11 protein-coding genes and 3 pseudogenes are annotated in these 11,466 nt (G+C 67.1%); 6 read left to right on the plus strand and 8 right to left on the minus strand.

Translation table 11 applies throughout. The annotated features are described in order from the left end of the window. Nucleotides 1-22: 22 nt before the first annotated feature. The 5 genes and pseudogenes from ACIRC0_RS37790 to ACIRC0_RS37810 form a co-directional block, all read right to left on the minus strand. The gene (locus tag ACIRC0_RS37790; protein ID WP_403626074.1) at nt 23-1,018 is read right to left on the minus strand and encodes a hypothetical protein; all 996 of its coding nucleotides are present in this window, start codon (nt 1,016-1,018) and stop codon (nt 23-25) included. A 61-nt stretch (nt 1,019-1,079) separates the two neighbouring features. Next, a pseudogene (locus ACIRC0_RS37795) lies at nt 1,080-2,344 on the minus strand (IS256 family transposase). 198 nt (nt 2,345-2,542) lie between these two features. Continuing rightward, nucleotides 2,543-3,481, minus strand: coding sequence for an ADP-ribosylglycohydrolase family protein (locus tag ACIRC0_RS37800; RefSeq protein ID WP_403626077.1), 939 nt, complete (start codon nt 3,479-3,481; stop codon nt 2,543-2,545). Nucleotides 3,482-3,753: 272 nt separating this feature from the next. After that, nucleotides 3,754-4,065 (minus strand): annotated as a pseudogene (locus ACIRC0_RS37805) (transposase); the annotation flags it as partial. Between the two features lie 189 nt (nt 4,066-4,254). Beyond that, nucleotides 4,255-5,127, minus strand: coding sequence for an aldo/keto reductase family oxidoreductase (locus tag ACIRC0_RS37810; RefSeq protein ID WP_403626079.1), 873 nt, complete (start codon nt 5,125-5,127; stop codon nt 4,255-4,257). 141 nt (nt 5,128-5,268) lie between these two features. Here ACIRC0_RS37810 and ACIRC0_RS37815 point away from each other — a divergent pair, with 141 nt between their 5' ends. The 5 genes and pseudogenes from ACIRC0_RS37815 (at nt 5,269) to ACIRC0_RS37835 (ending at nt 8,707) form a co-directional block, all read left to right on the plus strand. Next, nucleotides 5,269-5,706 carry a winged helix-turn-helix transcriptional regulator gene (locus ACIRC0_RS37815; RefSeq protein ID WP_403626102.1) on the plus strand — a complete coding sequence of 146 codons (438 nt, stop codon included), beginning with the start codon at nt 5,269-5,271 and terminating at the stop codon, nt 5,704-5,706. Between the two features lie 266 nt (nt 5,707-5,972). Next, the gene (locus ACIRC0_RS37820; protein WP_403626082.1) at nt 5,973-6,506 is read left to right on the plus strand and encodes a GrpB family protein; all 534 of its coding nucleotides are present in this window, start codon (nt 5,973-5,975) and stop codon (nt 6,504-6,506) included. 1 nt (nt 6,507) lies between these two features. Further along, on the plus strand, nt 6,508-7,515 hold the full coding sequence (locus ACIRC0_RS37825; RefSeq protein WP_403626085.1) for a transposase family protein: 1,008 nt from the start codon (nt 6,508-6,510) through the stop codon (nt 7,513-7,515). A gap of 234 nt (nt 7,516-7,749) precedes the next feature. Further along, nucleotides 7,750-8,043: pseudogene (locus tag ACIRC0_RS37830) on the plus strand (helix-turn-helix domain-containing protein); the annotation flags it as partial. A gap of 133 nt (nt 8,044-8,176) precedes the next feature. Further along, nucleotides 8,177-8,707, plus strand: a complete 531-nt coding sequence (locus ACIRC0_RS37835) for a transposase (protein ID WP_403626088.1) — start codon at nt 8,177-8,179, stop codon at nt 8,705-8,707. Nucleotides 8,708-9,119: 412 nt separating this feature from the next. Here the strand turns inward: ACIRC0_RS37835 and ACIRC0_RS37840 are convergent, their stop codons facing one another. Both ACIRC0_RS37840 and ACIRC0_RS37845 read right to left on the minus strand, forming a co-directional pair. Next, on the minus strand, nt 9,120-9,449 hold the full coding sequence (locus tag ACIRC0_RS37840) for a hypothetical protein (RefSeq protein ID WP_403626091.1): 330 nt from the start codon (nt 9,447-9,449) through the stop codon (nt 9,120-9,122). A 453-nt stretch (nt 9,450-9,902) separates the two neighbouring features. Beyond that, nucleotides 9,903-10,322: a DUF4259 domain-containing protein gene (locus tag ACIRC0_RS37845; RefSeq protein WP_403626094.1), complete on the minus strand. Its 420-nt coding sequence runs from the start codon at nt 10,320-10,322 to the stop codon at nt 9,903-9,905. Between the two features lie 50 nt (nt 10,323-10,372). Here ACIRC0_RS37845 and ACIRC0_RS37850 point away from each other — a divergent pair, with 50 nt between their 5' ends. Then, nucleotides 10,373-10,873: a hypothetical protein gene (locus tag ACIRC0_RS37850; protein ID WP_403626105.1), complete on the plus strand. Its 501-nt coding sequence runs from the start codon at nt 10,373-10,375 to the stop codon at nt 10,871-10,873. Here the strand turns inward: ACIRC0_RS37850 and ACIRC0_RS37855 are convergent. After that, nucleotides 10,858-11,466 (minus strand): hypothetical protein (locus ACIRC0_RS37855; RefSeq protein ID WP_403626097.1); only part of this gene is annotated, 609 nt, incomplete at its 5' end. The genes ACIRC0_RS37850 and ACIRC0_RS37855 overlap by 16 nt on opposite strands.

The raw sequence follows: 11,466 nt of genomic DNA on the forward strand, positions 1-11,466 counted from the left end.
ACCTGTGGATTGCTCGACCTGTCTATTGCGATGAGGACTCGCCCGGCCCCGGCTGTGACGTCAGGGCCTCGGCAAGGCGGTCGACGCCAAAACCGCTGATCAGTAGGCGTTCTTTGCGGTTACCGGTGAGCAGTTGGCTCCATTGAACGAAGCCGCCGTCGCCGACTTCTAGCTGGTGGCCTCCGATGTTGGTGTAGATCTTGAAGCAGATGCCGGTGTAGTAGCCGCGTCCGGTAGCCCGGTCGGGGTCCTCGCATACCTGTATTCCTGGCAGCCCGGCGAGGTCGTGGCGCATCCGCTCGAGGGTCGGACCAGTCGCGTCCTCCAGAAAGGTCAGCCTGATCTGTGTGTCCTGTGCCCCGATGTCGGCCATGACCCGGGCGGCGAACTGCAGGTGCTCGGCCAAGTGACGGTGCTCAAAGAGTCGGTTGCCGGTATCTCGGCCGGCGGTCACCAGACCGAAGAGCTGGAAGTGCGCGAGGTTCCTCGGACCGTTGAAGTTCTGGGCGCGAGCCACTCGCTGGCTGGCCGCCAGCCGGATCGGCGCGTTCGAACGCGGATCGGCGGCCAGGGCCAGGGAGCGCCGGTGCGATGCCTCCAGCGCCAGTGCGTTCGTCGGATCGGCCGCCACCTCGCTGCCTCGAACAGTCGCGATCACCTTGCGCGGATCGACGGTCGCCACGGCCGAATGCGCGGCCAGCGGCACGACCGGGGCGAGCACGAGGACCTCGAAGCCGTCGGGCAACGCCGACACCAACGCGTCCTCGGTACGGCGCAGTGCGGCGAACTGTACCGGCGCTGGGGCCACGAACCGATCGCTGCGATAGCGCCGCATCACCTCCGCCGGCGAGAGCTGCTCCGCCCGGCGCCGGAACACCTCCAGCAGCAGCGTGGTCAGATCCGCGCCCGACATCCCGCTGGCCAGCAGTTCCAACAGTTCCGGGCCGTCGGCCCGTGCCAGAACCCGACGCAACGCCGGGTTGACCGGGATGTCTCCGGTGAGGTCATCGCGTGTCATAAACATCGAGTATCACGGTGCAGAAATCAGCTGGGCCAGTGAGTTTCTGACACTTCGACGGTCATGCCACCGCAGGCTCAGGGCGCTCGACCAGGACGCCGTTCTCGAATCGGGCGCCTGCACGGACCAGGCGCACCAGGTGGGCTCCGGTGATCGCCCGCCAGCGGGCCTAGGCGGACTCGACCAGCTTGAACACCATCGCGAGGGCTGCGGCCGGGCTGCCCGCGCCGCGGGTGACCTTGGTGCGGAGCCTGACCGTGGAGAAGGTCGACTCGATCGGGTTCGTGGTCCGCAGGTGGATCCAGTGCTCGGCAGGGAAGTCGTAGAACGCCAGCAGTTCCTCCCGGTCGTCGGCGATCTTCGCGACGGCCTTGGGCCACTTCGTGCCGTAGGTCTTCGCGAATGCCTCGATCGCCTTCTCGGCGTGAGAGCGGTCCTCGGCGTTGTAGATCTCCTGCATCGCCTTCGTCGCGCCCGGCTGAGCGGACTTCGGAAGAGAGTTCGTGACATTGCGGACCTTGTGGACCCAGCACCGCTGATGCCGGGCAGCCGGGAACACCTCGGCCAGCGCCTTCCACAGCCCCATCGCACCGTCACCGACGACCAGCTCCGGATCGCGCATGCCGCGCCTGCGGCAGTCGCGCAGCAGGTCGGCCCACGACTCGGTGGACTCGCGCAGGCCCTCGGCCAGCGCGATCAGCTCCTTGGTGCCGTCCAACCGGACGCCGAGCAGGACCAGCACGCACGAGTGCGCCTGCCCGAGCCGGACCTTTGGGTGCACGCCATCGGCCCACACGTACACAAAGTCGCGGTCCCACAGGTCACGGTCCTGGAATGCGGTGTGGTCGTCCTGCCACTGCTTCGTCAGCCGGGTCACGGTCGCCGCGGACAGCCCCGCCGCTCCGCCGAGGAACTGCTCCAGAGCCGGAACGAAGTCGCCGGTAGACAGCCCGTGCAGATACAGCAGCGGCAGCACCTCGGAGATCTTCGGCGACTTACGGCACCAGGGCGGCAGGATCTTGGAGGAGAACCGCTTGCGCTCCCCGGTGGCCTCGTCCACCCGCCGGTCGTTCACCCGCGGTGCCTTCACCTGCACCGGTCCGGCCGCGGTGACCACGGTCCGCGGCTGGTGGTATCCGTTGCGGACCACCAGGCGGCGGTCGGCTCCGTCCGTCTCGGCCGCCAACTCGGCTATGTCTCGGCTATGTACTGGTTGACTTCAGCTTCCAAGGCGGCGGCGAGCATCCGCCGGGCGCCCTCGCGCACGATCTCGTCGATCAGAGAGCCGGATTCGGTGGAGCCATCGGGGTTCACTACGCTGAGCACGGGCGTGCCTTCCCGACCCGCGCTGCGAACGCGGGCCTACTCGGTGACCATCACAGGATCATTCGGGAACGTACGCCCTCCACGTCCCTCCCGGGACTGATCCACAGGTCTTGAGCATTGCTCGGGAAATTATGAAGAACTTGCCGCAGCACGCGCGTCCAACCGTGAGCTGATGGCACAGCTCAACCCCTGACCGTGTCATTCCGCGTCAGCCCCGAGGCGGTGCGCGAGATCGATCAGATCGGCCAGACGCAGCACCCGTCCGCCGAACCCTGGCAGGGGGACATGCAAGGGCTCGGTCCAGCGGGCAGGGATCGCGTCCAATCCGTGATACGCGCCGGCGAGAGCTCCGGTGACCGCGGCGACCGTGTCTGTATCACCGCCCACGTCAATCGCCGCGCGAATGGCGTCCTCGAAGCTGGTTGTACTGCGCAGAGCCCAGACCGCCGACCCCAGGCAGGGCCAGACTGCGCCGTTGAACTCGGTTGCCTCGTCGGGATGCCAGTCAGCAGCAAGGACCGTGGCGTATCGCCGACGGTGGTCGGGATGGACGAGACCCAGAACATCAGGAAGGGCGCAGAGGGGGTCGGTGCCTGCCAGGCTGAGGCGAATGAGTTCGTGGAATATGGCGGTGCCTTCCCAGGCGGCGCGGTCGCCGTGAGTAAGGGCAGCAATGCGCCGGGCGGCATCCATCGTGACCGACTGGCCAGCACGTGCAAAGTAGACCGCAGATGTCGACGCCCTCATCAAGGAGCCGTTACCAGCTGCTCGCTGGTTGACCTGGAAATGAATCGCGGCGGCCAGATCCCACGGCATACCGTTCGTCAGCACATCCTCGGTCTGCAGGCCGATGTCTTTGGGGTCAGCTGCCGCCCACCGCTGGAAGCGGGCGAAGACGTCCGGCAAGTCCAGTCCTCCCCGCTGCAGTAGCGACTCCGCGACAAGAACGGCCATCTGCGTGTCGTCCGTGGCTTCGCCCGGATCCCAACCGCCGCCTCCGCACATCTCGCCACCGCACCCTGCTTCTGGGAACCGAGCAGAGAAGGCACCCGGAGGACCAAACTCGAAAGGGGCTCCCAGCGCGTCGCCCACCGCTGAGCCGACGACCGTCGCGATGGCCCGCTCCATACGCTTCATCCGCGCAGGCTATCGGCGTCACCCGACAGCGCACCGGCCAATATTTCTCATCCGCCGGAGACCCAAGACGGCTTCCGTTCCGCTCGTACGATCACTGTCGCCGGACGACGCATTCACAGATCCGCGCGGCGTGCGACGCCGCAGCCGCATCCTCAGCAACTTGGTCCGCAGGTCTGTCACGCACCCGCGCCAGATCGACGCACGCCGTTGACCCGGGGTCACCAAGGCGATCCCGGCCCCTGGCAGCCTCAAGCCCAAGAGAAACGGGCTCTTCACGATCCGGGGTGTAGTCGTGGCCTGAAGCCGCCGGTTTCCAGCAGGGATCTGGCGATGTAGTTGGTGAGGTTGCGGAATCCGAGGGCGGAGCCGCGGAAGTGTTCGAGCCGTCCGTTGATGGCCTCGGTCGGTCCGTTGGACGTGCCCGGGCGTTCGAAGTAGGCCAGCACGTCCGTGGCTCGCTTCTTCAGTGTCCGGCCGAGCGTGATGATCTCGGCGAAGCTCGCCTCAGGGGTAGCGTCGTGCAACGTCGAGGTCTTCCGGATGGGCTTGGTGTAGGAACCCCCTTCCTCGGGAGACCTCGACGCCTACCCCGTCACCGACGCGGGGTTAGCTGCCACCACCGGTGGACACAGGTTCCTGACGGTTGACGATCTGAAGTCAACCAGGTGAGGGCGAATCGTCCTGCTCCCGCCCCGGTCGCGCGATGGCGACCGGGACCGAAACATGAACGGTGGCTTCGGTCGTGGCTTGTGGGCCGTTCAGCTACGGGGCATTCAGCGGCCGATGTCGCCCAGCTCGGTCAAGTCCTCATGCGAGAGGGAGAGTCCCGCGCCGGCGATGTTCTCGCGCAGGTGCGCTGTCGATGACGTGCCGGGGATGAGCAGGATGTTCGGTGATCGCTGCAGCAGCCAGGCAAGCGCGACGGACATCTGTGTCGCCTTCAATCGAGCGGCGACCGCCGAGAGCGCCGAGGACTGAATGGGGGTAAAGCCCCCGAGGGGGAAGAAGGGCACGTACGCGACGCCTTCGGTGGCGAGCCGGTCGATGAGCTTGTCGTCGTGGCGGTGGGCGAGGTTGTACATGTTCTGCACGCACACGATCGGCGCGATGCTCTGTGCCTCGGTGACCTGCTCCTCGGTGGCGTTGCTGACCCCGAGGTGGCGGATCAGGCCCTGCTGCTGGAGTTCCACGAGCGTCTCGAACGCCTCGGCGAGCGAGCCGGGCTGGGGGCCTTCGGCGTTGCCGAGTCGGAGGTTGACCAGGTCGAGTACGTCGAGCCGGAGGGACTTGAGGTTGTCGTGGACCTGGCGGCGCAGATCTTCGGGTCGCCGGGCCGTGGGCCAGCCACCCTGTTCGTCGCGGGTCGCGCCCACCTTGGTCACGATGTGCAGCGACTCGGGATAGGGGTGCAGTGCCTCGCGGATCAACTCGTTGGTGATGCGCGGCCCGTAGGCGTCGCTTGTGTCGATGTGGGTGATACCCAGGTCGACCGCTTCACGCAGAACGGCCAGGGCCCCCTCGCGATCGGTGGGCGGCCCCATGACCCACGGGCCGGCCAGTTGCATGGCGCCGTAGCCGAACCGGGTGACGGTCAGGTCACCCAGAGTCCAGGTGCCGCCGGGAAGAGAGAGGGAGGGTGTGCTCATCCTGTTGCCTTTCGTCGTGCACTTGCGGGGTGGCGCCTGCTGCCTCCCTGCATCAGCATTGGAGAGAAACTTCCTGTCGGGAAGTAGGCACTTTGAAGTGCGTAACCCACCCATCGGTGAGAGGTGCGATCAGTGACGACGATGAAGGCGGCCCAGAAGAGGGCTCAGGCCAAGGTGGAGTACAACGCGTTCCTGGCAGGGTGCCCCAGCCGGCAGCTGCTCGACCGAATCTCGGACAAGTGGGTCGTCCTGATCCTGTGTGCGCTGGGCGGCGACAGCAGCCCTGGCCGGCCCGGTGCAGCACACGCAGACGCTCCGAAGGCGATGCGTTACTCCGAGATCTCTCGTCTTCTGGCCGGGGTCACCCAGAAGATGCTGACCCAGACGCTACGGTCGCTGGAGCACGATGGTCTGCTCACCCGTACCGTGACGCCAACCGTCCCTGTCACCGTCTCCTACGAGCTGACCGACCTCGGCCTCTCGCTCCACCACATGACGCGCGGGCTCAGAAACTGGGCGCAGACACACATGGCCGAGGTCGTCGCAAACCGCGAGAAATACGACGCTCGCACCTCCTGACGACTCACATCCAACCGTCCAACAGCTCTATGTTCTCGGCGCTACACCCTCAAACTGCGAAGAGCCCTCAAAGGCGATGGCGTCCACCACGCCATGCTCGGCATCGCCCGCCTGCACAACCTCGCCCTCGCCGGGTGACGGGAACCATGTAGGTCATCCAGCATGCCGGAGATCATTTACGGGACAACGCCTTACGACTCGGTACGCGATAGCCAGGGACCCCCGAGGGATGCGATGGGCCATGGAGATACTGCGAGACTGCCGACATGACTGACATGATCGTGGTCAGTGACTACGACCCCCGATGGCCCGAGCGGTTCGAGGATCTGCGGCAGCGGCTGGCACCTCACGTCGCGGATCTGGCTGTGTCCATCGAGCATGTCGGCAGTACGGCCGTGCCCGAGTGTGCCGCCAAGCCAGTCATCGACCTCGACATCGTGGTGTCCGAGGAGGCCGTCATGCCCGAATTGATCTCCCGGCTCGCCGGGCAGGGCTACCGGCACGAAGGCGATCTGGGGATTCGGGGGCGGGATGCATTCCAGGCCCCTCCTGCGGCTCCCGAACATCATGTGTACGCCGTGGTCGCGGGCTCAAAGCCCCACCTTGATCACGTCCTACTCCGTGATTACCTGCGTCAGCGGCCCGATGAGGTCCAGCGCTACAGCGCCTTGAAGGTGGCCCTGGCGCAGCGGTTCCCTGCCGACAGCGAGGGCAGGGCGTCCTACTCGGCGGCGAAGGGCGCTCTGGTGGAGGAACTGGTCGCGAAGTCCTACGCGCTCGGGGCCGCCGGCGCAACGTGACATGAGGCGGACCGCACGGGTTGGTGATGTTGTGACGCATTACCGAGCCCGTGCGGCCTTGTCCCATCCTGCCTTCTGCGGCGGCCTTGAACGTGCACATCTCGGCGGTTTGATCGAGGAGTTGGCCGGTCCGTGGACGGCGCGGTGCGAGTCCGCACTGCGCGAGCGTAGAGGCGGAGAACGCAAGCGGGTGGCGGGCGCAGGGCCGGACCACAAACTGGTCTTCAGCGACCGGGTCCTGGTTACCGTGGTCTACCTGCGCCTGCATCTGCCACACGCGGCGCTCGCCGAGCTTTACGGCGTGACCCGACCCACCGTCACCCCCGCCATCCACGAGATCCCCCCGCTGCTCGCCGCCCGCGGCTTCGCCGTGCCCGGCCGACTCGGCATCCGCCTGCGCACCCTGGCCGATGTCTTCGCTTATGCCGAAGCCGAAGGCGTCGAGCTGCGGATCGACGGCACCGAGACCCAGGTGCGCCGCCACAAGGCCGGGCGCCCCGGCCGCAAGGCGTTCGTCTCCGGCAAGAAGCAGAACACCGCGAAGACCACGGCCATCGGCGACAGCTCCGGGCGTTTGCTATGGTCCGGAGCCGACCGGCCCGGCCGGATGCATGACCAGACCGCCATGCGGACCGAGGGCATCGCCGAGCAGCTGCGGCTGCATCCACAAGTGACGGCGAAGGTCGACGAGGGCTACCAAGGCCTGGCCAATGACTTCCCCCAGCATGTGCAAGCACCGCCGCGCAAGCCGAACGACGACGCGCCACTGGGCGAGCAGTACGCCTGGCGTGAGGCGCGCCGACGGCAGTCCTCGGCACGGATCTGCGTGGAACACACGATCGGCGAGGAGAAGAAGTGGCGGCCGCTCCAGCGGTACCTCGGCCGCCGGGAGTCCTACGCCGAAACTCACGCCGCCATCGCCGGACTGGTCTCCGACCGCAGCGCGCGCAGGGCCTCCCGGCCGCGCACGAGCACCGAACTCGTGCTCGCCCGCTGGACCACCTGCTGATCACTCACCAGCCGATCGGCCAGGCCAGCACGCCCCGACCTCAATCGCGTACTGAGTCGTTACTGAGGTTGAACTCGTGGTGTCGTGGGAGCTGACGGTTCGTGGCCTGTGCGGTATCACCGGGGCATGCGGTATCCACGAGGGGGCGGGCTGATCGCCGAACGGCAATAGTTCCGCGAGGAGTTACGGCTCAAGGCGGTCGAGAGGTTCGCCCGGGGCGAGGCGAGCTCGACGATCGCCAAGGACCTGCGGGTCAGCGTCCGCTCGGTCCAGCGATGGCGGCAGGCGTGGAACGAGGGCGGTCCGCGGGCTCTGCGGTCGCAGGGGCCGGCGTCGCTCCCGCGGCTGAGCGAGAAGCAGTTCGCCCAGCTGGAGGCGGAGCTGGCCAAGGGGCCGCCGCGCACGGCTGGGAAGACCAACGCTGGACCCCTGAGCCGTGTGAAGACGGTGATCGGCCGACGCTTCCACCTGACCTACACGATTCAGGGTGTTCGGAAACTGCTGGTGCGCAATGGCTGGTCCTGCCAGGTCCCGGCCCGGCGCGCGATGGAGCGGGACGACGAGGCGGTGGCCGGGTGGATCGAGGAGGTGTGGCCGTGCGCGGAAGGCTGCGGCGGCCCGTGGAGCCTGGCTCGTCTTCGAGGACGAAGCCGGATTCTCCATGACGCCGCCGCAGGCCAAGACCTGGTCCCAGCGCGGCCGGACCCCGGTGGTGAGGGTGCGGGGCCGTTCCCGCAGACGGATGTCGATCGCCGCGCTGACCTGCTACAAGCCCGGCCACAGGTCGCGGCTGCTCTACCGGCCCCGCCGGGACGACGGCCGACGCGACGGCCGCAAGAGCTTCTCCTGGCGCGACTACCGGGACCTGCTGATCGCCGCACATCAGCAGCTCGGCGGTCCGATCGTGCTCGTCTGGGACAACCTCAACGTCCACAAAGCCTCCGACCTGCAGGAATGGGCGGCAACCCGGGACTGGCTGACCATCTACTACCTGCCGCCCTACGCACCCGACCTCAACCCAGTCGAAGGGATCTGGTCCCTCCTGCGGCGCGGCTGGCTCTCCAACGCCGCCTTCAGCAGCCCCGAACACCTTGTCCAGCGCACCCGACGCGGGCTACGGCACATCCAGTACCGCAGCCACCTCATAGACGGCTGCCTCGCCGAGACCGGCCTCACCATCAGCCCTACCTGAGCAACCCAGCGACATCACGAGTTCAACCTCATTAGGAAGCGGCCCCGTTGGCAGTGTGGCCATGGAGGACGCGGACGGCATCAAGGTGGCGGGGTGGCTCCGCAACCGAGTCCCCTCGCTGCCCGGCGGCGATGACCATCGACATGGGCCTTTTCCGCTGCTCGACGGCCAGCGGCGGCCACAGGGTCCTGGGCCGTCAGGCAGGCCGCGCCACCCGCAACGCCGGCGCCAAGGCCCACTACCGGCGCCGTCGCGACGACCACGGGGGAATGGCGCGCGGCGGCCCAGCACAACCTCTCCAACCCCTGCTCGGGCCAGCTCTGCCACTGCCTTCTCAGCACGGCCGCCCCTTCGATGAGGCCGTAGCCTTTCCGGTCTCAGCCTCTGCGGTCGTGCAGGTGACGCGGAATCCTCATACGAGTCCGGCGGCCTGCCGGAGCTTCGCCTGACCGGCAGCGTCGATCAGGCCCTCCGGCAGCATCGCCACCACACTCGCGTATTCCGCGAACACAGCCCTGCACTGCTCACGCTCAGGGTGATCGCTATCGCTGCCGAACCACGACACCATGGCCTCGTTGCCGACCTCGATCGGCTCAGAGAACTCGGCAACTAGGACCAGACGCTCGAGCAACGCCGCCCGCTCAGGAACCTGCGGGTCACCTGCGAGACGAAGCAGAAACGGCAGGACTTCCGCCATGGCCGCGTTCATGTCGGCGATGCTGAACATGGCGTTGGTGAGCACACGCTGAGCCTCGAGTGCGGCAGCCCGATCGAGAAGGGCATGCAGCAGCACCGGGACCGCGGAGGGGCACCCCGGAAACTCGGACCAGCGGACCTCCTGACACCCGTGGAGGGCAGGATGCCCATAGTCCGCATCAGCTGCCTGCGGGTACTCGTGGAGAAACCGAGCGATCGCCGCCTCCTTTGAGGCCAGGTCCATCCCGCACACCTGTCTATCCCCCGGTCCGTCCCATGAGCTTCAAGCTCCGCGTCAACCGCACTTTCGCGCGACCCGGGATGTGCGCGCAAGCCAAGACGGCAAGTCGATCTTGTTTCGTCGGCTGAGCGAGTCCGAGGTGTGATCGGCGGGGATCTCCTGCATGGAGGCGAAGTCGTCGGGCAGACGGAGGAGGAGTACGTCCCAGTCTTGGAGGTCTTCCCGGTAAGAGCTGAGGAGCGGATGCGGTCAGTCAGATCAGGCTGGCTGTTCTGTGGGCGGCGGTGGCAGGAGCAGGATCTGCAGGCGGCGGATGTTCGCGCGCCAGGGGCCGCCATCCGACTCGGCCCACAGGTCCATCAGCTCGGAGGGCTCGGTCATGACGCGGTCGAGGGCCTGGAGAGCGAGATCGCGCAGGCCGGTGAGATCAGGAAGAGGCTCTTCGGTCCCATGAACGAGATCGGCAGGCTCACCCCCAGGGCACTGCGCGGCGACAAGAGCGGCCGCAGCTACGGCTTCTTCGGACTCGGATGCTTCCAGGTAGCCCACGGTGTCGATCGCGCGAATGAGAGTGCTGCGGACAATGTCCTCGCGTTCGCCTACGGCTGCCTCATCAAGGTCCCCGCAGAAATCCGCCGCGGCGTCGTTGTCAAAGGGGCCGACATCCCAGGTACCCATACGTCACTCCTGCATCCCCATCTCTGTCCGCGACATTCTGATGGGAGCCACTGACAACTGACAGGACTACCCCGGCTGAGCTCGCCCACCCACGCCACCAGGGCGGGTGGGTGCGCGTGCACGACGCCGGCGACTTCTTCAGTGACCACTACCTGGCCGCCTGGCTCCGCATCATGATCTTCCTGCCGGGCGTGAACTTCTACGCCTACACCAAGGAGGTCAGCCGCTTCCGCCGCCTGGTGGAGCCCAATCCGCCCCGTAACTTCCGCTGGGTCTACAGCTACGGCGGCCGAGAGGACCACCTGCTGGACCCGAGCAGGGACCGCGTCGCCGACGTGTACCCGGACGAGGCCGCCATCCGCGCGGACGGATGGCACTCCCAGGACTCCACCGACCTCCTGGCCGTCCTCGGCCCTGCCCCGGTCGGCATCCCCTCCAACCGCATCCCGCACTTCCAGCGCCGCATGGGCGGGCGCACGTTCCGGGTCTGGCAGGCCGAGCAGGACGCCCGGCGGGCCGTTCAGCGGCAACGGCCTCAGGCAGCGCCTTGACGGGACGGAGTCCAGTCATCTGCATCGCCGTAGCCCAGAGCTGCTCTGGCGGCATCACGGAACGCCCGCAGCGCATCCCGATGCCGCCCGTAAGCCGCAGCTCCCGCGTCCATGAAGTTGTCCTGTGACCTCGGGAACGCGTAAACCTGCATCATTTCGTATCCAGCCGCATCGAGTTCCCGGGCTGTAGTAAGTGCTGACTGTGGCCCGCACAGTTCGATGAGGGACAGGGCGGCAAACGCCTCCTCGTGTGCCTTGGCGCACCGCGCCTCCTGCTCTCGGGTCAGGCTGTCGGAGGGCGTGTGAATCTCTCCGAGCACTGCCTCGGCGGCAGACGTCTGCATCATGTCGGCGCGGATCATCGCCTGATAGGCCGTGTGCCGCTGATCGCGTTTCCAGCGCTCGTCTTCCTTGCGGATCTGCACCGCCTGCGCTTCCTGACTCACGCGGGCTGCCCGCTGTGCGCCCCACATGGCCGCACCGGCTCCAACACCCGCACCTAGCTTGATCTTTAACCTGTGCGGCGGGGTCGTGGGTTCGTTGACTTCTTCGTTCGCTGCTTCCCGGCGCTTGGTTTGGAGACTGTGTGCACG

Source organism: Streptomyces sp. NPDC093984, from assembly GCF_044764595.1.
GTDB lineage: Bacteria > Actinomycetota > Actinomycetes > Streptomycetales > Streptomycetaceae > Streptomyces > Streptomyces cynarae.

What these genes read in the sequence shown, in the direction of transcription:
- ACIRC0_RS37790 (WP_403626074.1), bottom strand. Translation starts at nt 1,018, where the DNA reads ATGACACGCGATGACCTCACCGGAGACATCCCGGTCAACCCGGCGTTG.
- ACIRC0_RS37800 (WP_403626077.1), bottom strand. Translation starts at nt 3,481, where the DNA reads ATGAAGCGTATGGAGCGGGCCATCGCGACGGTCGTCGGCTCAGCGGTG.
- ACIRC0_RS37810 (WP_403626079.1), bottom strand. Translation starts at nt 5,127, where the DNA reads ATGAGCACACCCTCCCTCTCTCTTCCCGGCGGCACCTGGACTCTGGGT.
- ACIRC0_RS37815 (WP_403626102.1), top strand. Translation starts at nt 5,269, where the DNA reads ATGAAGGCGGCCCAGAAGAGGGCTCAGGCCAAGGTGGAGTACAACGCG.
- ACIRC0_RS37820 (WP_403626082.1), top strand. Translation starts at nt 5,973, where the DNA reads ATGACTGACATGATCGTGGTCAGTGACTACGACCCCCGATGGCCCGAG.
- ACIRC0_RS37825 (WP_403626085.1), top strand. Translation starts at nt 6,508, where the DNA reads ATGAGGCGGACCGCACGGGTTGGTGATGTTGTGACGCATTACCGAGCC.
- ACIRC0_RS37835 (WP_403626088.1), top strand. Translation starts at nt 8,177, where the DNA reads ATGACGCCGCCGCAGGCCAAGACCTGGTCCCAGCGCGGCCGGACCCCG.
- ACIRC0_RS37845 (WP_403626094.1), bottom strand. Translation starts at nt 10,322, where the DNA reads ATGGGTACCTGGGATGTCGGCCCCTTTGACAACGACGCCGCGGCGGAT.